This window comes from Erwinia persicina, from assembly GCF_019844095.1.
In the GTDB taxonomy this organism is placed as follows: domain Bacteria; phylum Pseudomonadota; class Gammaproteobacteria; order Enterobacterales; family Enterobacteriaceae; genus Erwinia; species Erwinia persicina.
This window is the reverse complement of sequence record NZ_CP082141.1, coordinates 4,295,043-4,317,138: the sequence shown is the minus strand read 5'-3', so window position 1 is coordinate 4,317,138 and position 22,096 is coordinate 4,295,043. Positions and strand designations below refer to the sequence as shown.

General features: G+C 56.6%; 19 protein-coding genes and 1 riboswitch. Of the genes, 15 read left to right on the top strand and 4 right to left on the bottom strand.

Features of this window, described 5'->3' with window-relative positions; all coding sequences use genetic code 11:
* The first annotated feature begins 82 nt into the window (after nt 1–82).
* Nucleotides 83–892 carry an alkaline phosphatase family protein gene (locus K6L24_RS19940; RefSeq protein ID WP_062748366.1) on the top strand — a complete coding sequence of 270 codons (810 nt, stop codon included), beginning with the start codon at nt 83–85 and terminating at the stop codon, nt 890–892.
* Nucleotides 893–1,073: 181 nt separating this feature from the next.
* Nucleotides 1,074–2,699 carry a Na/Pi cotransporter family protein gene (locus tag K6L24_RS19935; protein ID WP_118664973.1) on the top strand — a complete coding sequence of 542 codons (1,626 nt, stop codon included), beginning with the start codon at nt 1,074–1,076 and terminating at the stop codon, nt 2,697–2,699.
* A 94-nt stretch (nt 2,700–2,793) separates the two neighbouring features.
* Here K6L24_RS19935 and panS read toward each other — a convergent pair whose 3' ends face one another.
* Both panS and lysC read right to left on the bottom strand, forming a co-directional pair.
* Entirely contained in the window at nt 2,794–3,708 is a 915-nt protein-coding gene (panS, locus tag K6L24_RS19930) for a ketopantoate/pantoate/pantothenate transporter PanS (RefSeq protein WP_062748362.1), read from the bottom strand.
* A 213-nt stretch (nt 3,709–3,921) separates the two neighbouring features.
* A complete protein-coding gene (gene lysC / locus K6L24_RS19925) occupies nt 3,922–5,274 on the bottom strand; it encodes a lysine-sensitive aspartokinase 3 (RefSeq protein WP_062748359.1) in 1,353 nt (450 codons plus the stop codon).
* Between the two features lie 91 nt (nt 5,275–5,365).
* Nucleotides 5,366–5,555, bottom strand: a riboswitch (Lysine riboswitch).
* A gap of 369 nt (nt 5,556–5,924) precedes the next feature.
* On the opposite strand from lysC, the gene pgi reads away from it, so the two are divergent.
* The 8 genes from pgi to ubiA all read left to right on the top strand — a co-directional run bounded on the left by pgi (nt 5,925) and on the right by ubiA (nt 14,120).
* Nucleotides 5,925–7,568, top strand: a complete 1,644-nt coding sequence (pgi, locus tag K6L24_RS19920) for a glucose-6-phosphate isomerase (RefSeq protein WP_062748357.1) — start codon at nt 5,925–5,927, stop codon at nt 7,566–7,568.
* Nucleotides 7,569–8,216: 648 nt separating this feature from the next.
* Entirely contained in the window at nt 8,217–8,483 is a 267-nt protein-coding gene (gene yjbE, locus K6L24_RS19915) for an exopolysaccharide production protein YjbE (protein ID WP_062748354.1), read from the top strand.
* Nucleotides 8,484–8,560: 77 nt separating this feature from the next.
* Nucleotides 8,561–9,208, top strand: coding sequence for a YjbF family lipoprotein (locus tag K6L24_RS19910; RefSeq protein WP_062748351.1), 648 nt, complete (start codon nt 8,561–8,563; stop codon nt 9,206–9,208).
* Nucleotides 9,205–9,960, top strand: coding sequence for a capsule biosynthesis GfcC D2 domain-containing protein (locus tag K6L24_RS19905; protein ID WP_118664971.1), 756 nt, complete (start codon nt 9,205–9,207; stop codon nt 9,958–9,960). Before K6L24_RS19910 ends, K6L24_RS19905 begins: the two co-directional genes overlap by 4 nt.
* Nucleotides 9,960–12,053 carry a YjbH domain-containing protein gene (locus tag K6L24_RS19900; RefSeq protein WP_118664969.1) on the top strand — a complete coding sequence of 698 codons (2,094 nt, stop codon included), beginning with the start codon at nt 9,960–9,962 and terminating at the stop codon, nt 12,051–12,053. The genes K6L24_RS19905 and K6L24_RS19900 overlap by 1 nt, the downstream gene beginning before the upstream one ends.
* Before the next feature lie 146 nt (nt 12,054–12,199).
* Complete coding sequence (psiE, locus tag K6L24_RS19895) at nt 12,200–12,616, top strand: phosphate-starvation-inducible protein PsiE (protein ID WP_062748345.1); 417 nt, start codon at nt 12,200–12,202, stop codon at nt 12,614–12,616.
* 105 nt (nt 12,617–12,721) lie between these two features.
* On the top strand, nt 12,722–13,255 hold the full coding sequence (gene ubiC, locus K6L24_RS19890) for a chorismate lyase (protein ID WP_062748343.1): 534 nt from the start codon (nt 12,722–12,724) through the stop codon (nt 13,253–13,255).
* 1 nt (nt 13,256) lies between these two features.
* Nucleotides 13,257–14,120 (top strand): 4-hydroxybenzoate octaprenyltransferase, encoded by an 864-nt coding sequence (gene ubiA / locus K6L24_RS19885; RefSeq protein WP_062748341.1) that lies wholly within the window; start codon nt 13,257–13,259, stop codon nt 14,118–14,120.
* 53 nt (nt 14,121–14,173) lie between these two features.
* On the opposite strand, the gene plsB is transcribed toward ubiA, so the two are convergent.
* Entirely contained in the window at nt 14,174–16,597 is a 2,424-nt protein-coding gene (gene plsB / locus K6L24_RS19880; RefSeq protein ID WP_062748385.1) for a glycerol-3-phosphate 1-O-acyltransferase PlsB, read from the bottom strand.
* Between the two features lie 127 nt (nt 16,598–16,724).
* On the opposite strand from plsB, the gene K6L24_RS19875 reads away from it, so the two are divergent.
* From K6L24_RS19875 to K6L24_RS19860, 4 genes are all read left to right on the top strand, one after another.
* On the top strand, nt 16,725–17,093 hold the full coding sequence (locus K6L24_RS19875; protein WP_062748339.1) for a diacylglycerol kinase: 369 nt from the start codon (nt 16,725–16,727) through the stop codon (nt 17,091–17,093).
* A 106-nt stretch (nt 17,094–17,199) separates the two neighbouring features.
* Nucleotides 17,200–17,808, top strand: a complete 609-nt coding sequence (gene lexA, locus K6L24_RS19870) for a transcriptional repressor LexA (protein ID WP_062748337.1) — start codon at nt 17,200–17,202, stop codon at nt 17,806–17,808.
* Between the two features lie 86 nt (nt 17,809–17,894).
* On the top strand, nt 17,895–19,217 hold the full coding sequence (dinF, locus tag K6L24_RS19865; RefSeq protein WP_062748335.1) for an MATE family efflux transporter DinF: 1,323 nt from the start codon (nt 17,895–17,897) through the stop codon (nt 19,215–19,217).
* Between the two features lie 214 nt (nt 19,218–19,431).
* On the top strand, nt 19,432–19,641 hold the full coding sequence (locus K6L24_RS19860; RefSeq protein ID WP_062748333.1) for a CsbD family protein: 210 nt from the start codon (nt 19,432–19,434) through the stop codon (nt 19,639–19,641).
* Nucleotides 19,642–19,749: 108 nt separating this feature from the next.
* Here the strand turns inward: K6L24_RS19860 and zur are convergent, their stop codons facing one another.
* Nucleotides 19,750–20,259, bottom strand: a complete 510-nt coding sequence (gene zur / locus K6L24_RS19855) for a zinc uptake transcriptional repressor Zur (protein WP_062748331.1) — start codon at nt 20,257–20,259, stop codon at nt 19,750–19,752.
* A gap of 468 nt (nt 20,260–20,727) precedes the next feature.
* Here zur and K6L24_RS19850 point away from each other — a divergent pair, with 468 nt between their 5' ends.
* Nucleotides 20,728–21,969 (top strand): conjugal transfer protein TraF, encoded by a 1,242-nt coding sequence (locus K6L24_RS19850; protein WP_118664965.1) that lies wholly within the window; start codon nt 20,728–20,730, stop codon nt 21,967–21,969.
* The last annotated feature ends 127 nt before the right edge of the window (nt 21,970–22,096 follow it).

Here is a 22,096-nt window from a genome sequence, read left to right as displayed (position 1 = left end):
CAAAAGCGCGCAGCCGATTGCCAATACCGCCGCGTGAGGGCGGGAAAACGTCATCATCAACATGAAGTGATAAGGCGAGGCGATGAAAACAATACTGGTGGTACTGGACGGACTGAACTTTCAGGTGGCCCGGCACGCGATGGGCTACTTGCAGGCGGAGTGCGCACAGGGCCGGGGTCAGTGTTACCAGATGACCTGCGAACTGCCGTCACTTTCGCGCCCGCTGTATGAGTGCATCCTCACCGGTGTGACGCCGGTGAACAGCGGTATTATTCACAACGGTGTCAGCCGTCTCAGCCAGCAGCGCAGCGTGTTTCACTATGCGCGGGCGGCAGGGCTGACCACGGCAGCGGCGGCGTATTACTGGGTGAGCGAACTGTACAACCGCACGCCGTTTGACGCGCCGAGAGACCGTCACACCGATGCGCCGGAGCTGCCTGTCCAGTTCGGCCATTTTTATTCTGATGACGGCTACCCGGACTCACATCTGTTTGAAGATGCCGAGAGCCTGCGGTTGCGCCATGATCCCGATTTTTTACTGATCCATCCCATGAATATTGACGATGCCGGGCACAAGCACGGCTTCTCCACCCCGCAGTACCGCAACCGGGCGCGCATGGCCGATGGCTATCTGTCGCACTGGATGCCGGGCTGGTTACAGCAGGGTTATCAGGTGATCGTCACTGCCGACCACGGCATGAACGATGACCGCAGCCACGGCGGCACCCTGCCGGAGGAGACGCAGATACCGCTGTTTGTTTTCGGCAGCGCCTTCTCCAGAACGATGGATGCCCTGCCGCAGCAGACTGAACTCTGCGGCACCCTTTGTCAGATCCTCGGGGTGGCGCATGATAAGCCCTACTGCGCCGCGCTGCTGGCAGCCGCACCGTGAAAGGAAAAAGGCAGGCCCTGCCGGGTCAGCGGACGCTGTGTGAAGTGGCCCGATAAAGAATGTGGGGTGACCCGCCATCCCGGCGTTTTAATCGGCGGAGAACGGCACAAGATCGGCTAAGATTAACGGTATGTGGCACAGGCGTGCCGTCATCATATTGTCATCATGGAGATCGCGACCGTTGTTAACCCTGCTTAACCTTCTTTCTGCCGTGGCGCTGCTGGTATGGGGAACCCATATCGTGCGGACCGGCATCATGCGCGTTTACGGTGCCGACCTGCGGCGGGTACTCAGCCGCAGCGTGGCCAAAAAACCGATGGCCTTCCTCTCCGGTATTGGCGTAACCGCGCTGGTTCAAAGCAGCAATGCCACCACTATGCTGGTGACCTCTTTTGTTGCGCAGGAGCTGGTGGGGCTGACGCCTGCGCTGGTGATTATCCTCGGTGCCGACGTCGGTACGGCGCTGATGGCGCGTATCCTCACCTTTGACCTCTCGTGGCTTTCGCCGCTGTTTATCTTCTTTGGCGTGGTGTTCTTCCTCGGCCGTAAGCAGACCCGTGCGGGGCAACTGGGCCGCGCCAGCATCGGGCTGGGCCTCATTTTGCTGGCGCTGCAGCTGATCGTCACCGCCGCCACGCCTATCACTCAGGCCGCAGGCGTCAAGGTGCTGTTTTCCTCGCTGACCGGCGACGTGATGCTCGACTCGCTGATCGGGGCCCTGTTTGCCATTATCAGTTACTCCAGCCTGGCAGCCGTGCTGCTGACTGCCACGCTGACGGCCAGCGGCGTGATCTCGTTCAAAGTGGCGCTCTGTCTGGTGGTCGGGGCCAACCTCGGCAGTGGACTGCTGGCGATGCTGAATAACAGTGCATCGAATGCCTCCGGCAAGCGGGTGGCGCTGGGCAGCCTGCTGTTTAAATTTATCGGTTCGCTGATGGTGCTGCCCTTTATCGACCCGCTGGCGGGCTGGCTGGACGAACTGCCGGTAAACGATGAAGAGCTGGTGATCTTCTTCCACGTCTTCTACAACCTGATCCGCTGCGTGGTGATGGTACCGTTTGCCGGACTGATGGCCAGCCTCTGCTGCCAGCTGATCCGTGAAGAACCGGAAACAGACCTGCGTCTGAAGCCGCGCCACCTGGATCCCGGGTCGCTGGATACCCCGGCGCTGGCGCTGGCCAATGCCTCCCGTGAAACCCTGCGCATGGGCGATGTGCTGGAGCAGATGCTGGCAACCTTCGGCAAGGTGGTGCACGGTGAACTGCGTGAAGACCGCGAGATCCGTAAGCTGGATGATGACGTCGATGTGCTTTATACCGCCATCAAGCTCTATCTGGCACAGATGCCGAAGGAAGACCTGCCGGAAGAAGACTCGCGTCGCTGGGCAGAAACCATCGAGATGGCGCTTAACCTCGAAATGGCGGGGGATATTCTGGAGCGTATGAGCGGTGACGTGGCGGATAAATCCCTGGCCGCGGGGCGGGCGTTCTCTGCCGAGGGGATGAAGGAGCTGGATGCCCAGCTTGAACTGCTGACCAGCAATTTGCGTCTCAGCCTGTCGGTGTTCCTGTCACGCGATATCACCAGCGCGAAGCGTCTGCGCCGTGCCAAGCACCGTTTTCGCATTACCAACCGTCGTTACTCGCATGCGCACGTTGACCGCCTGCATCAGCAAAACGTGCAGAGCATTGAAACCAGCTCGCTGCATCTGGGGTTACTGGGCGATATGAAACGTCTGAACTCACTGTTTTGCGCGGTGGCGTACAGCGTTCTTGAGCAGGCGGATGATGATAAAAACGAGGATTAACCTGCCAGCAGGGCTGTGACGGCGGGACGCCGCCACAGCGCCTTCAGCCTGACTGCCGCCTTCCGGCGGCAGTCAGGCTGACCGTACCGGGACGTTACTTCTTAATCGGCTTACCGGACCAGTACCCCGCCAGCAGCGAGCCTGACAGATTGTGCCAGACGGAGAACAGCGCACCCGGCAGGGCCGCCAGCGGCGAGAAGTACATCTTGCCCAGCGCCGCCGCCAGACCGGAGTTCTGCATCCCCACTTCCAGCGCCAGCGTGCGGCAGGTGGACTCATCGAAGCCAAACAGCTTGCCCCCCCAGTAGCCTCCCAGCAGCCCAATGGCGTTATGCAGGATCACCGCAACAATCACCATCAGGCCGACTGAACCGATAAAGCTCTGGCTGCCCGCAACCACGGCGCTGATAATCAGCAGAATACACACCATCGAAAACGCCGGCAGGTAAGGCTCCACGCGTCTGACAACGCCATTCAGCGTATGGTGGATCACCAGGCCAAGACCGATCGGAACAACAACAATCTTCACAATACTCAGCAGCATCCCGACCACGTCGACCTGAATATGCGTATCCACGTAGAATTTGGTCAGCAGCGGGGTGGCGAAAACGCCCACCAGGGCCGAAACAGAAGAGATGGTTACTGACAGAGCCACATCCCCCTTCGCCAGGTAGATCATCACGTTTGACGCCGTGCCGCTGGCCACGCTGCCCACCAGAATCATCCCTGCCGCCAGGTCCGGTGGCATATGAAACAGTTTTGCCAGGCCCCAGGCTGCCAGCGGCATCACCAGGTAGTGCAGAAAGGTCCCGGCGACCACCGGTGCCGGGCGAGTCAGAACGCGTTTAAAATCGCCGACGTTCAGCGTTACGCCCATACCAAACATAATCAGCATCAGCAGATAGGGAACGTACGGCCCCATGCCGGTGAACGTGGTGGGGGTGTAATAGGCAGCGACAGAGAGCAGGACGGCCCAGAGTGGGAACAGTCGGGTGACAGTGGCGAGCATAGCCGTGGATCCTTATAAGCGTTATTGATGAAGCGGAGAAAATTGCCATAGCACAAGATAATGAACAGGGGATCATAGCATTAAAAACGGGGTGAAAAGTCAGCGACATTGGCGTGATATAAAGCAGAAAACCCCACCGCAGTGGGGTTCAGGCAGCACAGCATTCTTCTTCTGCGCCCGGCGAAAAAAACCGGGCCAGGCCCGGTTTTGCAATCACTCGAACAGATTGTGATGCAGCGTCTGCACGACTTTTTCAGCATCGTTGCCCGGCACCAGGAAGCAGAGGTTATAGCTGCTGGCCCCGTAGCAGATCATACGCAGGTTAAACGGATCCAGGACGCCAAACACCTCTTTACCCACGCCGCAGGCCTGCGAGAGCTTGTTGCCGATAATGGCAATTAACGCCAGGTTCTCTTCCACTTCCACCCGGCACAGCGAAGACAGTTCAGTCAGCAGGGCCTGGGTCAGCAGACTGGCCCCCGTTGAGGTTGAACCGGTGGTATCCAGCGTCAGCGCCACGCTTACTTCGGAGGTCGTGATCAGATCGACCGAGATTTGATGGCGCGCCAGAATGCTGAACAGCTCGGCGAGGAAGCCGTGAGTGTGCAGCATGCTCAGGCTGTGCAGAGTTAACAGGGTCTGCTTGCGGCGCAAGGCCAGCGCGCGGAACAGCGGCGGGTTCTCTGTTTTATTACTGACAATGGTGCCGCCCGCCGCCGGATCCTTGCTGGAGCCCACAAACACCGGAATATCACGGCGTACTGCCGGCAGCAGCGTAGCAGGGTGCAGTACTTTGGCACCAAAGGTCGCCATTTCAGCGGCTTCTTCGAAGGTAATCACGTCAATCCGTTTCGCGGCGGGAACGACACGCGGGTCGGTGGTGTAAATACCCGGTACATCGGTCCAGATATCAATCCGTTGCGCATGCAGTGCTTCGCCCAGGAGCGCAGCGGTATAGTCACTGCCGCCACGGCCCAGCGTGGTGGTGCGGCCTTGCTCTTCACAGCCAATAAAGCCCTGGGTGATGACCAGCGCTTCCGCAATGCGGGGTTGCAACTGGCTGGCCGCCAGCCCGGACAGCGTGCTCACGTCCGGCTCGGCACGGCCAAAACGGTCATTGGTGCGCATCACTTTCCGCACGTCGAACCATTCTGCCGCCACGTCACGCTGGCGCAGGATCTCGACGAACAGCAGCGTCGACATCAGTTCACCGTGGCTGACCAGTTCATCGGTCAGGGCCGTGGAGGTGGCCAGTGCGGCAGCTTCGGACAGCATGGTGATGTTTTCCAGCATGCGGTCAATTTCGTCACGGATCACCGCGGGCTGATCCAGCGCGTCGATAATGGCGTACTGAATTCGGCGGATCTCGTCCAGCAGGAACGCACGCTGCTCCTGGAGCTGGCCCGCCGCCAGTTCAACCAGCAGATTGGTGACGCCTGCGGAGGCAGACAGGACAACCAGACGCACATCGGGATTAGACAGCACTACATCGGCGCTGCGGTTCATAGCAGTGAAGTCAGCGACACTGGTGCCGCCAAATTTCGCCACGATCAGATTTTGAGACATTACGATGACTACCTTCGTGTCAGGATTTATTCCATCAGCTTGGCACAAGGGAAGAACGCAACGGGAGAGGACGTAGAAGAAAGGCTACGCGTCACCCAGAAGCGCCCCACCTCGCCGCCCGACTACCGGACGTTGCTGGTGACAACCCAGAGGATTCAGCCCCTGCGGTCGATATGCCCCACTCCGTGTGGTTAATACCTCGGCGTCGCTCCCCATCATGCATTATCAAAGGATACGGTTCCTCCAACACACTGCCTGGGCGACGCGCCTCTTCTGGCTTATGCGGTGCATAAGTTGCGCATAGGAATATCGGGTTATGGTGCAGCTGTCAACGCCTGTCGGCCGATGATTATGCATTTTCGTTATGATCGGTACGGTATCACCCACGCTAATCACTTTTGCTACAAAAATCACCGTTTAGACCCTAAGCGTCAATTCTTATAAGCCATGTCCGGGCTATAATTTTTACCCGGAAAAGGGTATGAATAGTCATACTTATATCCCCTGGCGGGATCGTCCGCACCGCCGGATACCGAATCGTGGCGGGATGATAGCTGTAACCTGTTGCAGGAAAAGGGGAGCCGAACGCCCGTAACAGGTAAGATATCGTCCGGTCTGACTGACTGTTCTTAAATAAAAAGAGTGTTGCTATGAAAAATATCAATCCGACACAAACCGCTGCCTGGCAGGCACTGATCCAGCATTATGAACAAATGAAAGATGTTCAGATTGCTGACCTGTTCGCTAACGATGCCGACCGGTTTGCTGCCTTCTCTGCCACGTTCGACGATCAGATGCTGGTGGACTTTTCGAAAAACCGCATCACCCGCGAAACCCTCGATAAACTGCTGGCGCTGGCCAAAGAGACCGACCTGCAGGGCGCGATCAAGTCAATGTTCTCCGGGGAAAAGATTAACCGTACGGAAGATCGCGCGGTTCTGCACGTGGCCCTGCGTAACCGCAGCAACACCCCAATCGTGGTCGACGGCAAAGACGTCATGCCGGAAGTGAACGCCGTGCTGCAGAAGATGAAAGCCTTCTCTGAGCGTATTATCGGCGGCGAGTGGAAAGGTTTCACCGGCAAACCGATCACCGACGTGGTGAACATCGGCATCGGCGGGTCAGACCTGGGGCCGTTTATGGTCACTGAAGCGCTGCGTCCGTTTAAAAACCATCTCAACATGCACTTTGTCTCCAACGTGGACGGCACGCATATTGCCGAAACGCTGAAGACCCTGAGCCCGGAAACAACCCTGTTCCTCGTGGCATCAAAAACCTTCACCACGCAGGAAACCATGACCAACGCCCACAGCGCGCGCGACTGGTTCCTGACATCGGGTCATCAGGAAGACGTGGCGAAGCACTTTGCTGCGCTGTCGACTAACGGCCAGGCCGTCGCTGAGTTTGGTATTGATACCGACAACATGTTCGAATTCTGGGACTGGGTCGGTGGCCGTTATTCCCTGTGGTCGGCTATTGGTCTGTCCATCATCCTCTCCGTTGGCTTCGAAAACTTCGAAAAGCTGCTGGACGGTGCGCATGCGATGGATCGCCACTTTGCCGATACGCCGGAAGAGAAAAATCTGCCGATCCTGCTGGCGCTGATCGGCATCTGGTACAACAACTTCTTCGGTGCAGAAACCGAAGCCATCCTGCCTTACGACCAGTATATGCATCGTTTCTCTGCGTACTTCCAGCAGGGCAACATGGAGTCTAACGGTAAATACGTTGACCGCGCCGGCCAACCGGTGACTTACCAGACTGGCCCGATCATCTGGGGTGAGCCTGGCACTAACGGCCAGCACGCGTTTTACCAGCTGATCCATCAGGGCACCAAACTGGTGCCGTGCGATTTTATCGCGCCTGCGGTCTCCCATAACAAACTGGGCGACCATCACAGCAAGCTGCTGTCGAACTTCTTTGCGCAGACCGAAGCACTGGCGTTTGGTAAATCGCGTGAAGTGGTCGAAAAAGAGTTTGCCGATGCCGGGAAGGACGCACAGTCCGTCGAACACGTTGTTCCGTATAAAGTGTTCGAAGGTAACCGCCCGACGAACTCCATCCTGCTGCGTGACATCACGCCGTACAGCCTGGGTGCGCTGATTGCGCTTTACGAGCATAAGATCTTCACGCAGGGCGCTATTCTCAACATCTTCACGTTCGACCAGTGGGGCGTTGAGCTGGGCAAACAGCTGGCTAACCGTATCCTGCCAGAACTGGCAAGTGCGGATGCGGTCAGTACGCATGACAGCTCGACCAATGGTCTGATTAACCGTTATAAATCCTGGCGCTAACCGCCAGGGCGTGGGCGGCTTTTTTCCCTGCCGCCCGCCACATTCACCGGCACGGTGTCCGGTGCTGCCCCCCGGTTTCTGGGGGTTTTTTATTTTCTGGAAATAACTGGACCTGGTTGACAGGGAGATATTTCTATCTCCCTTGGACTGCGAAGGCTGAGTGGCTGTCCGCCAACGGATTCTGTCGCCTTTTTTCACCCCAACGATGAGTAAAATGGTCGTAACAGGGATGGGCTTATTCCTAAAAATGCCATAAAACGCCTCGTTTTGAGACAGATAATTCTTAAATAAATGGCGCGATAATGGCAAAAAAACACGAATAACTTATCTGTTATCTAACTGATTTTTAATGTTTTATTCACAGTATTTTGCAAATTAATCACGCAAAGTCACGCTACTCTTCACTACCCGCCATTTTAAGCCGCACTTCCCCCGAATCCAGTAAACATTGGTATTAACCTCTGTTAATCGGTTTTTCTTGGTCATATATATTAACAATTAACCGGTTTACAGGGTTTTATCAATACTCACCGCCATGCCATGACCTTCTGCCCGCTGCGCTGCTTTCTGGAAATTAATTCCCCATACTGGAGTCGCCAGGCACCATCCAGGTCCTGGTATCCATTCATTTAATGAAGGGAAAGTGTGATGAAAAAAGTCATATGGGCTACTGCAGCCATAGTGTACTTAGCGAGTGCAACCGGCGCGTTTGCCGCTGAAGCTGCTGGCGCTCCACCGGTAGAAACCGGTGCTGCTGCTGGTGCTGATGCGGGTTCAATGTCAGCTGGTGCGACAACTGCTGTAGGTATTGGTGCCGTTGGCGCGCTGGCTGGCATTGCGCTGGCCGCAAGCAGCGGCGGAAATGGTTCCAACACCGGAACCACGACCACCACCACCACAGGCACGACCCGCTAAGTACAAAAATTAATCATAACCACACATTTGTGTGGTTATTTTCCGCCTTGTTCTCCTTTGCTCAGGGACACTCACAGTTGCGAAACCTACCACTTCTGCTGCTCTGCCTGCTGCTTCAGGCCTGTACACAAACGCAAAAAGGATTGGGTGAAACCGTCAAGCTGGCCTTTCTCGGCGCTGACGACATCCAGATGACTAACGAACAAATCGACGCGATGCCTTATGCCAGCATGTACCTGCGGGTCAACGGCGGCCAGCAGATCTTTGTGGTGCTGGGCTTCAATGAAGACGGACAGCAGAAATGGATCACGCGCGATAAAGCGATGCTGGTCACCCGGCACGGTCGCCTGGTCAAAACCCTTGGCCTGGCGGATAACCTCAATGACGTCAGTCAGTTGGAAAACGACCCGCTGCGTGATGCGCTGCGCCTGACCGAGGGGGCCAGCTGGACCCGAACGCTCAGCTGGACGCAGGACGGTAAACCTCAGGCGGACACGGCGGTTTCCCACTTCACGCGGGGGAAAGACGAGGTGCTGCAAATTGGCGGGCAGGCTGTTGCCTGTCGCGTCTGGCAGGAAGAGGTGACGACGGCGGAAAATGGCCGTTCGTGGCGCAATACGTTTTGGGTAGATATGTCCAGCGGGCAGGTGCGTCAGGCACGGCAGACGCTGGGAGCCGACTACCTTCCTGTTGAATTCACCATTCTGAAGCCTGCGAAATCATGAAAAAATTAACCCTTATTCTCGCAGGGATGGTGGCATCGCTGTCGCTGCACGCTCAGGCCGATGGCCGGGTGAATATCTTTTATCCCGGGCAGACGCAGCCGGTTGTGGTTGCCCACGCGGCGAATCTGTCACAGCTGGTCACCAGCCCGGCACTGATGGAAAAAACGTGGTGGCCGGGAACGGTGATCGCTGAACGACAGGCGACCGCTGTCGCAGTACAGCAGCAGCAACAGCTGCTGGCGCGGCTTCAGGCCTGGCGCGATGAACTGAAAAGCGACAATGATGCGCAACAGGCCGCCGTGGTTGAAAACGTGCGCCAGCAGATCGCCGGCGTGAAGGTGACAGGGCGGCAGAAGGTCAATCTGGATCCGGACTGGGTGCGGTTACGTCCACAGGCCAACCGCACGCTGCAGGGGGAGTACAGCGTGTATACCCTGGCAAAACCGACCTCCATTACCCTGGCGGGGGCGGTGGAAAAAGCAGGTAAAATCCCGTGGGCAGCGGGACGTTCCGCCGTTGAGTATCTGGATGCACACCCGCGCATGAGCGGCGGTGAACGCAACATCGCCCAGGTGATCTCCCCCGGGGGGGAGGTCACCGACGTGCCGGTGGCGTACTGGAACCGTCGTCACTACGAGCCGCAACCGGGCAGCATCCTCTTCGTTGGCTTCTCCTCGTGGACGCTACCGGCCACCTATGCCGATCTCAACCAGCAGATCATTTCTGTACTGACGCACCGGATCCCTGACTGATGAAAAAACGTTATCTTCTCAGCCTGCTGTCACTCTCCGTTGCCTGTGCCTGCCAGGCTCAGGCTGCCACCTATCCGGACCCGATTGGCCCGTCTCAGTCTGACTTCGGCGGCGTGGGCCTGATGCAGGTGCCGACGGCGCGTATGGCCAAAGAGGGCGAGTTCAGCCTTAACTACCGCTATAACGATCAGTACCACTTTTACTCCTCCTCGGTGCAGCTGTTCCCGTGGCTGGAAGCCACCATCCGCTACACCGACGTCAAAACCCGGGAATACAGCGCCGTATCCAGCTTCTCTGGCGATCAGACTTACAAAGATAAAGCGTTCGACCTTAAGCTGCGCCTGTGGGAAGAGGGGTTCTGGCTACCGGAAGTCTCTGTAGGAACGCGTGACCTTGGCGGTACCGGCCTGTTTGACAGCGAATATCTGGTGGCCACCAAGGCCTGGGGGCCGTTTGACTTCACCCTCGGCATGGGCTGGGGCTACATCGGTAACAGCGGGACCGTCAAGAACCCGTTCTGTTCTGCCAGCGAAAAATACTGCTACCGTGCAGAGGGCAGCGGCACCGCCGGGTCGGTGAGCGGTGGCGATATGTTTAAAGGGCCAACAGCCATTTTCGGCGGCATTGAGTATCAGACCCCGTGGCAACCGCTGCGCCTGAAGATGGAGTATGAAGGCAACGATTATAAAGATGACTTTGCCGGGCGCCTGGAACAGAAGAGCAAACTTAACGTCGGGGCAATCTACCGGCTTACCGACTGGGCGGATGTCAATGTCAGCTATGAGCGTGGCAACACCTTTATGGCCGGTTTCACCCTGCGCACTAACTTTAACGATCTGCACCAGAATCAGCGGGATATGCCGAAGCCGGAATACAATCCGCAGCCGCAGGACCGCTTCCTTGAGCCCACGCTGACCGCCAACCAACTGACCGACCTGAAGTACAACGCCGGTCTGAATGCGCCAAATCTTCAGGTGGACGGCAGCACGATGACCGTCACCGGGGAGCAGTATAAATACCGTGATACGCAGCGCGGCGTCGACCGCGCCAACGTCATCCTTGCCAACCACCTGCCGGAAGGCGTGGATACGTTGCGTGTGACACAAACGCGCAGCCATATGCCACAGGTGACCACGGAAACCAATGTGGGCAGCCTGCAACGCCAGCTGGCGGGATATCCGCTGGGACGGGAAGAGACGCTTCAGCAGCAGCGAGTGGATCCGCGCGATCCGGGGCATACTGAGCAGGGCTTCCGTATCGACGGCGACCGTCTGAGCTACAGCCTGTCACCGGTGCTCAACCAGTCAGTCGGTGGGCCGGAGAGCTTCTACCTTTACCAGGTGGGCGTAATGGCGAACGCCAGCTTCTGGCTGACGGACCACTTGCTGCTGGACGGCAGCCTGTTTGGCAACCTGGCCAACAACTACGACAAGTTTAATTACAACGGTGCGCCGGCGGACTCCTCCCTGCCACGGGTGCGTACCCATATTCGTGACTACGTTGAAAATAACGTCTATGTGAATAACCTGCAGGCCAACTACATGCATGAGCTCGGCAACGGGTTCTACGGACAGGTGTACGGTGGCTATCTGGAAACCATGTATGGCGGGGCCGGCGGCGAAGTGCTTTATCGTCCGCTGGATGCCAGCTGGGCCGTGGGGGTGGACGCCAACTACGTCAAACAGCGTGACTGGGACAACATGATGAAATTCACCGACTACAGCGCGAAGGTGGGCAACATTACCGGTTACTGGCAGCCGTGGTTTATGCGCAACGTACTGGTGAAAGCCAGCGTCGGGCAGTACCTGGCGGAAGATAAAGGCGTGACGGTGGATATTTCGAAGCGCTTCGACAGCGGTATTACCGTCGGGGCTTACGCCACCAAAACCAACGTCTCTGCGGAAGAGTACGGCGAGGGTGACTTCACCAAGGGCTTCTATATCTCCGTGCCGATGGATGTCTTCAGCGTGTCACCAACCCGCGGTCGTGCGCAGGTGAACTGGACTCCGCTGACGCGTGATGGTGGTCAGATGCTGGGTCGTAAGTACCAGCTGTACGATATGACCACCGACCGCGACGCAAATTACCGTTAAATCCCGGCGTTACGGCGGGGCGGCCTTTTTTCCCGGTCGCCCCGTCATGCGGTAAGCCTCATCGAAATGTTGTGATCTGCATCACACTCAAGCATATTGTTATCCGTCGGCATTCCCGACGGATAACAGTGACTTTGAGGTGTATCATGACGTCCCAGGAACGTAACACGCCCGCCACCCGGCTGGCCTTTGCCCTGCAAATGGTTTTAAACACCGGCCTGATTGTGCTGGCCTGCATTCTGATCATCTTTCTTGGCAAAGAGACCATCCATCTGGGTAACGTGCTGCTGAATACCGGCGAGCAGACGTCGTCTTATCTGCTTATCGAAGGTATCGTGATTTACTTCCTCTACTTTGAGTTTATCGCGCTGATCATTAAGTATTTCCAGTCTGGTTACCATTTCCCGCTGCGCTACTTTGTCTATATCGGCATTACGGCCATCATTCGCCTGATCATTGTCGACCATAAAAACCCCTTTGATACCCTGGCCTATGCTATCGCCATCCTGATTCTGGTGATCACCCTGTGGCTGGCAAACAGCAACCGCCTGAAGCGCGAATAAGTCTGTAAACGCGCCATAAATTCACGGCTATTTGCCCGGCTTTGATAGGTTTGCCGCCAGGGTCTGCGTTACACTGACGCATCGAAGATTTTGCGGAGAAGTGTTATGGCTGAGAACGCGCTGTCGCAATTGCGCGCGATCAACTGGCTGCCGGATTCATCCCCTCTGTTAACGGCCCCCCTGCTTGACTGGCTGATGGAAGTCGATTCCATGACGCGTCGCTTTGAGCGTCACTGCCAGGCGGTGACGGTGAACCTGCTGCGTGAGGGATTTATCAGTGCGCAGGAAGCGGCAGACGATAAAGATATCGTGCTGCTGCCTGCCGAGCCGCGTTACTGGCTGCGGGAAATTGAACTCTGTGGCGACGGCGTCCCCTGGCTGGTCGCCCGCACGCTGGTGCCGGAATCCACCCTCAACGGCCCCGAACAGAAGCTGCAACAGCTGGGCACGGTACCGCTGGGCCGCTATCTTTTTGCCTCTTCAACGCTGACGCGTGACTTTATTGATGTTGGCCACAGCGATACGCTGTGGGGCCGGCGTTCGCGCCTGCGTCTGTCAGGCAAGCCACTGTTACTGACCGAACTGTTTTTACCTGCCTCCCCGCTCTATGCCAGCGTGGCGGCAGAAGGGGGAGCATAGCGTGGAGAAGAGCGTGCCAATGAGTAAAATGGCGGCCTACAGCCGTCTGATGCGTATTGATAAACCGATAGGATCACTACTGCTGCTGTGGCCCACGCTGTGGGCGCTGTGGCTGGCAGGAAGGCAGGCACCGCCGCTTAACGTGCTGCTGGTGTTTGTGCTGGGCGTATTTTTTATGCGTGCAGCCGGCTGCGTGGTGAATGATTTTGCTGACCGAAAAATTGATGGCTTTGTAAAGCGTACCCGTGAGCGCCCGCTACCCAGTGGCGCGGTGACCCCGCGTGAAGCCAAACTGCTGTTTGCCGGCCTGGTGCTGATCTCCTTTGCGCTGGTGCTGACCATGAACAGCATGACCATCTGGCTGTCGCTGGGTGGCCTGGGCCTGGCCTGGCTCTATCCGTTTATGAAACGCTACACCCATCTGCCGCAGGTGGTACTGGGTGCGGCCTTTGGCTGGGCGATCCCGATGGGTTGGGCGGCGGTCAGCGAGAGCGTGCCGCTGACCTGCTGGCTGCTGTTCCTGGCCAATATCTGCTGGACGGTGGCCTACGACACCCAGTATGCGATGGTTGACCGTGATGACGACCTGAAGATTGGGGTGAAATCCACCGCCATTCTCTTTGGTCGTTACGATAAGCTGATTATTGGCCTGCTTCAGCTGGCCACGCTGTGCCTGATGGCGCTGGTGGGCTGGCAGCTGCATCTCAACGGTATCTTTTACTGGTCGGTGCTGGTGGCGGGTGTGTTCTTTGTGCATCAGCAGAAGCTGATTGCCAGGCGGCGCCGTGAGCTGTGCTTTAAGGCGTTTCTGAACAATAACTGGGTAGGATTGGTACTGTTTATGGGCGTGGTACTGGGTATCTGAGAGTAAACTGAAGGGCCGATCCACTATGGAATCGGCCCGCTATCCTTACCGTATCAGTCGAGCTCTACCGCACTCTCAATGGTCATTCTGACGTCCTGAGTGATCAGGTCGGCCAGCAGCTGGTAAACCTGCTGTGTCTGTTCAACCTGGGCATCACCGGAATCACTGATATAGCCTTCATCCCGCAGCGTTAACACTAGCGACGTAAATACTGCCTTGTCGAAGAACTCCGGCGCATTAATGCCGTGGAGTACGGACAGACGCTGTGCCATGGTCCGGCTCTCTTTTTCCAGCGTTCCGCGGTTAATGGCCGGTTTTGCGCTGAGAATCGAGAAGGTGATTGAATAGCGCTGCAGGGTTTCACGTACGCCCGCTGCCAGCAGCTGCAGGGTACGGAAACGACCGGCACTGAGACGCAGGCTGCTCTCTTCAGCCACCAGCAGTCCCTGACGGGCCATTTCTGCCACCAGTGAGTCCAGCACCTGCGCCAGCTCATCGCTGTTCCAGCGCAGGAACAGTTCGCTCTTCAGCATCGGATAAATCACCGTGACCTGACGCAGCAGTTCGGCGCGGCTGATTTCGCGATGCTGCATCAGGATGGCAGCAATCAGCGAAGGCATCACCAGCATATGGTGAATGTTGTTGCGGTAATAGGTCATCAGTACCGCCTGCTCGCGCGGCAGCACCACGATTTCACCGATGCTGTCCTGCTCCAGCTCGAACTTGTTCATACTCAGCGCATGTTCCAGCATCGCTTCCGGGGTCATATCCGGCACGGTTGAGTCAGGCGAGTAGGGGACGTTGCGCAGCAGCTGTACGTAACAATCAAGCTGTTCGGTCAGCTGTTCACGGGTCATGGAGCGCTGACGCGAGGCCAGCAGGGCGGTCACGCAGAGGTTCATGGCGTTGGCCGCCCCGGCATTGTTGATCCGCACCATCACTTTCTGCGCGATGTCGTTGACGGCCGGGGTCAACCATGCCGGGCGCTGCGCCTCAATCGGATCGATGGCGTCACGCCACTCCGGCACCTGATTATTCAGGTAGGCAATCAGCGGCAGCGGTTCACCAAAATTGACATAGCCCTGGCCCAGGTTGCGCAGCTTACGCAGCCCGCGCACCATCGACATAAAGCCTTCTTTCTCTTTGGTCGCGCCGCGCAGCTCTTTCGCGTAGGTGCCCACTTCCATCACATGCTCGTAGCCGATATAAATCGGCACCAGGGTGATAGGGCGATTGCCACCGCGCAGCATCGCCTGGATGGTCATCGACAGCGTGCCGGTTTTCGGGTCCAGCAGGCGGCCCGTACGTGAACGGCCCCCTTCCACAAAGTACTCAACGGAATAGCCACGGGTGAACAGTTCACCCAGGTATTCGCGGAACACCGTGGAGTAAAGCTTGTTGCCCTTAAAGGTTCGCCGGATAAAGAAGGCGCCCAGGCGGCGGAAGATCGGGCCGGCAGGCCAGAAGTTCAGATTGATGCCGGCTGCGATATGCGGCGGCACCAGTCCCTGGTGATAAAGCACGTAGGAGAGAAGCAGGTAATCCATGTGGCTGCGGTGACAGGGAACATAGACAATTTCATGCCCGTCCTGCGCCAGCTGGCGCACGCGTTCACCGCCGTTAACATTAATTCCCTGGTATAATTTGCTCCAGGTCCAGCCCATAATGCGGTCGGTCAGGCGAATCGCTTCGTAAGAGAAGTCAGCGGCGATCTCTTCCATCAGCTCAACGGCATTCTGCTGGGCTTTTTCATGGGAGATCTTTTTGCTGCGTGCCTCATCCTCTACCGCTTTGGCGATAGCCTTGGACTGCAGCAGCTTGTTGAACAGATCCTGACGCACCGGCAGGCGTGGGCCGACGGCGGCCAGACGCTGGCGGGCGAAGTGCATCCTGGCGACGCGTGCCAGCTTCTGGGCAATGATTTTATCGGTGCCGTGTTCAGTCGCCATATGGCGCAGAGATACCATCGGCGAGAAGCGCACGAAGCTGTCGCGGCCCAGCCAGAGCACCGCAAAGAATTTCTGAATGCCGTTCAGCATTCGCAGGTGCGGCTGATCGTCACCCTGAACTTCGCGGCCAGGGGCACGGCCAAACATCACCGATACCGGCACCATCTGCACATCCAGTTCGGGATGATTACGGTGCAGGTCGAGATATTCGTGGAACAGCTTGACCGACTGCAGATTCGGCACAAAATACGGGAAAACGCGTGGGCCATCATGGATAAACACATGGCGGGGCAGAACTGTGCCGTCAATCTCCAGCGGTTCCAGGGGATCGGGAAGGTCCTGTTTGCGACACTGCTCACGCAGGGCAAGGAGATCCGCCTTTGAATCATAAGGCAGCACATACATAATAGGGCGCGACGTATCAAGCCCGAGTTCGGCAACCGGTTCAGCCGGGATTGCCTTACTTTTTACCAGTAATTTAACTGGCAGATTCAATAAGTTATAATATAAATTACGCCAACCTGACATAGATAACATGAAGCCTCTTGTTAGCAAAGCGCCGCAAGCATACCAGAAAGCGCCAACAGAATCTGTGGTGTTGAAAAACCTGTAGTTCCACTCATTGACGTTAAACTTCTCAAAGGGTTCCCTGATTATGGCAAATAATGTCACTGGACTGACACGAATCATAAAAGCGGCTGGCTACTCGTGGAAAGGCATCCGCGCGGCATGGCAGCATGAAGCGGCCTTTCGCCAGGAAGCCGTGGCGGCCATTATCGCTATTGCCATCGCCGTCTGGCTGGACGTCGATGCGGTTACCCGGGTGTTGCTGATAGGGTCGGTGGTGATGGTGATTATTGTGGAAATCCTCAACAGCGCCATCGAAGCCGTCGTTGACCGTATCGGCAGTGAAATTCATCCGCTGGCCGGGCGGGCGAAAGATATGGGGTCAGCGGCGGTGCTGTTGGCTATCTTGCTGGCAATGTTTGTCTGGATCATGCTGTTAGTGCCGCATTTGCGATGAGTTTTCCAAAAATCGCCACAAACGGTATTTCGCCCAACTTTAGGTTTTCAATGTCTAAATACCTGTATATACTCACAGTCGACTGTATAAACAACCAGGGGGCGGGATGAAAGCACTAACGGCAAGGCAGCAGCAGGTCTATGACCTGATTCGCGACCACATTAATCAAACCGGCATGCCACCAACGCGCGCGGAGATTGCTGCGCAGCTCGGTTTCCGTTCCCCGAATGCGGCTGAAGAACACCTGAAGGCGTTAGCGCGTAAGGGCGTAATTGAGATCGTATCCGGCGCTTCGCGCGGTATTCGCCTGATGATGGAAGAAGAAGACGGTCTTCCACTGATTGGTCGCGTGGCAGCAGGTGAACCTTTGCTGGCAGAACAGCATATTGAAGGCCACTATAAGGTTGACCCTGACCTCTTTAAACCCGGCGCAGACTTCCTGCTGCGTGTTAGCGGAATGTCGATGAAAGACATCGGTATTATGGACGGCGACCTGTTAGCCGTGCATAAAACGGAAGATGTGCGTAATGGCCAGGTCGTGGTGGCGCGCATTGACGACGAAGTGACGGTAAAACGCCTGAAAAGGCAGGGGAATACGGTGCAGCTGCTGCCCGAAAACCCGGATTTCAAACCGATCATCGTTGACCTGCGTCAGCAGACACTGACGATTGAAGGCCTGGCTGTCGGTGTGATCCGCAACGGCAACTGGCTGTAACCGGTACTTCACTCCCCGCTAAATGCTGTGTGCTGCTTAAGCGGCGCGCAGCATCGTCAGTGAGGGTTTTCCGCTGATGGACTCTGATGACACTGCTGACCCCCGCAGATAAAAGCCTCTGGCGGCTCGCGCTGCCGATGATCCTCTCTAATATCACCGTGCCTCTGCTAGGCCTGGTCGATACGGCCGTGATTGGCCATCTGGACAGCCCCACTTATCTGGGCGGTGTCGCGATTGGCACGACCATTACCAGTTTCCTGTTTATGCTGTTGCTGTTTTTACGCATGAGCACCACCGGGCTGACGGCACAGGCCTTTGGCGCTAACGATAAACAGGCCCTGGCGCGTGCGCTGATGCAGCCGCTGCTGCTGGCCGTTTCTGCCGGGCTGCTGTTTATTGTCCTGAAGCAGCCGATCACGCATCTGGCGCTGGGGATAACGGGCGGCAGTGACGACGTCCTGCATCAGGCCGCACTGTTTATGCAGATACGCTGGCTCAGTGCGCCGGCGACGCTGGCAAATCTGGTGCTGCTGGGCTGGCTGCTTGGTGTGCAGTATGCCCGGGCACCGGTCATCCTGCTGGTCGTCGGTAATCTGGTGAATATCGTGCTCGACCTCTGGTTTGTCATCGGGCTGAAGTGGGGCGTGCAGGGGGCCGCAGCGGCAACGGTAATCGCGGAATACACCAGTCTGATCGTCGGCCTGCTGCTGGTATGGCGGGTTATGGTGATGCGGGGCCTGTCACTGCGTCTGATGTTAAGGGCCTGGCGGGGAGATGTGTCGCGACTGCTGCGTCTGAACCGCGACATCATGCTGCGTTCGCTCCTGTTGCAGATCTGCTTCGCCTCGCTGACCCTCGTTGGCGCGCGCCTGGGTAATGACATCGTGGCGGTCAATGCCGTACTGCTGATGTTTCTTACCTTCACCGCCTACGCGCTGGACGGCTTTGCCTATGCGGTGGAGGCCTGTTCCGGTGAAGCGTATGGTGCACGCAACAGCCAGCAGTTACTGAGCGTGTGGCACGCTGCCTGCCGTCAGTCTCTGGTCGTTGCGCTGGGGTTCTCCCTGCTTTATGCCCTGGCGGGTGAGCACATTGTTGCGCTACTGACCTCCCTTGAACCGCTGCGCCAGCTTGCCGACCAGTATTTATGGTGGCAGGTGTTGATGCCACTGGCGGGAGTAGGCTGCTATCTGCTGGATGGAATGTTTATTGGCGCGACCCGCGCCAGCGAGATGCGTAACAGTATGGCCGTCGCCGCGCTGGGTTTCGGACTGACGCTGTGCAGCGTCCCCTGGCTGGGCAATCACGGCCTGTGGCTGGCGATTACGTTATTTCTCCTACTGCGCGGCGTGACGCTGTGGGCGATCTGGCGGCGGCACTGGCGTCACGGCACATGGTTTATTCCCTGAAACATTTACTTACGTAAGTACCGCTTCGCTAGCTCGCTGATTTGGCTGTTTTTTTAGGGTGTTTAACACCAATAGCCAGGGCGTTAACGGCTCAGGTGCGATTTCTCTACTACAATTATCTCTGTGTCAGGCAATTAACCAGATAATTATCTGGCTAATCGGCCCAACTCCAGGCTGTTAAAGCTGTTTTAACCCAAGGTAGAGGAATCACATTATGAATAAAGACGAAGCCGGCGGTAACTGGAAACAGTTGAAAGGTAAAGTGAAAGAACAATGGGGTAAGCTGACTGACGATGACCTGACCGTGGTTGAAGGTAAACGCGATCAGTTAGTGGGTAAAATTCAGGAGCGTTACGGCTATCAAAAAGATCAGGCCGAAAAAGAACTGAAAGACTGGGAAACACGTAACGACCATCGCTGGTAACACAGCGGGACGTTAAGCTCCAGGCTCCTACCCGGCACAAGGATTGTGCCAACCCTTTTACCAAAGCTCTCGCCCCGTTATTCCCGTACTCTCCTTCACATTGCTACGCTAGCGTCCGCGCTTTTTTCCCTGCACGGTATGATCGTGCTGGCACGCATCCGGATGGGTGCAGGCTTCGATTTCCCCACATTGCTGACAGAAACCATGTGCTTCTATGACGCTGTGAGCCAGGGTAAAACCGGTTTTCAGGGCCAGCAATTTCAAGATATCTTCCACCCCATCGGCGTGCTGTTCAGCCACTGAACCACAGCGATCGCAGATCAGCATCGCAGAAGTGTGCGAGGGTTCTTCAAAATGATGGCAGACAACATAGCTGTTGGTCGACTCCACGCGGTGAATAAAGCCCTGTTCCAGCAGAAAATCCAGCGCGCGGTAAATGGTGGGGGGCTTCGCCTGAGGCTCAGAGTGGCGCAGCAGATCGAGCAAATCATAGGCACTGATGGCCCCGTTCTGCTCACTCATCAGCCGTAAAACTTCAAGACGCTGTGGCGTCAGGCGCACACTGCGTTCCTGACAAATGGCTTCCGCCTGCGACAGGATTTTTTCAGCGCTGGTCATATTGATTGTTCCCCCTCAGGCCATAACAGGATGTTATTTTATCACATCTGTAACAAAACACCGAGTCGTGCCTTCCGGCAGCCGCCAGGGCGAAGGGTGGAAAGGGCACACTCCAGAAAAGAGTGGTATTGCTGATAAGCGCATAAGGTAAAGAAAATTTAACCATTGGCGTCCAGGTGCCAGGGCCAGTCAGTAATGATTCAGTCGGGCTAATCTTATTTGCGCTGCTTAAGCTTCATGACTACCTTTTGCATAGGGCTCGTTGCGTTTGGCATTGGAATAACAGATGCAGAACGTTCAACTGTTAGCATGATAACAGATTAAGAAAATGGCAATGACCTGATAAGCCCACTCATCTTCTCTTAATTCACAGCAATGAAATGTCGCCTTTATGTTCATTATTCAGGCATTCAGTTATGCGTTTTACACGCACTTTCTTTTTCATTATCTATGGTGGGTTTCGGGTCAATGGCACATAAATTTAATGCACTCAGCGGTTTTTACCGTCCGGTCGTCTTGCCCGCTCTGCTGCTGGCGCCACTCAGTGGCCTGGCTGCCGGTAACTATTTTGATGCCCGCAATGATGCCATGGGGGGAACCGGCGTGGCCTCGTCCTCTTATGGTTCAGCCGTGCTGGCCAACCCGGCTCTGATGACCAAAGCGCAGCCGGAAGACTCGGTGAGTATTATTCTGCCTGCAGTCGGTGCGCAGATCAGCGATAAGGGCAAGCTGGTCGATAAAGTGGATGACCTGACGGATGCCGTGGATGGATATAAGGACCTGGCGAATAACTTTGTCTTCCCCAACGATATTCCACGCCTGCAGGGTGCAGCAGGCGATTTAGCTAACCGCCTGCGGGAGATCCAGGGCGAAAAAGCCTGGGCAAAAGCCGGGGCCGCGTTTGCGGTCACGGTGCCGAATGAGGTTCTGCCTTTTGCGTTTGTCACTAAAGCCTACGGTACGGCATCAGTGGTGGCGAACGTGACCCAAAGTGATATCGATTATTTACAGCAAGTGGCGGATGGTACCCGTATCCCGCTGCCGGGGGATCAGGACAGGCTGACCTCTGAAGGACTGGGGCGTGCTGCCGTGGTCTACGATATGGGGATTGCGGTGGCCCACGAGTTTGATATCGCCGGTCAGCCAGTGTCACTGGGCGTGACGCCAAAGCTGCAAAAAACCACTCTGTATAACTACAGCGCCTCGGTTTACAGCTATGACAAGTCCGACTTCACCAACGGCAACTACAAAAACACCAACACTGGTTTCAACATCGATGCCGGGGCCTCAACCGACCTGGGTGACAACTGGACGCTGGGCCTGAGCGCACAGAACCTGATCTCACGGGATATCGACACCAAAGAAGTCAGCGGTTACAAAGATACCTACCAGATCCGCCCGCTGGTGACCTCCGGTGTTTCCTTCCATACCGAGCGCCTGACCACCGCGCTGGATGTGGACCTGACCCCCACCAAACGCTTCAAAACGCAGGATGACAGCCAGTATGCTGCCGTGGGTGCAGAGTACCGCCTGCTGGACTGGCTGCAGCTGCGCGGCGGTTATCGTGCCGACGTGAAGTCCAACGACACCAATGTCTTTACCGGCGGTTTTGGCCTGTCACCGTTTAACAAGGTGCATCTGGACCTGGCGGGAATGGTGGGTAAAGACAATACCTGGGGCGCCGTTGCGCAGCTGAACTTTACCTTCTGATCCGCGTTTGCTGCGGGCCGGCCTTTGCACTCGCAGAGGCTGGCCTGTTTTCCCTTCAGTCGTTGTCATATCCTTTTCCGCCTGCCTTCTTTCACGCAGGGGCCGATCTTTTTGTCCGCGCAACCCG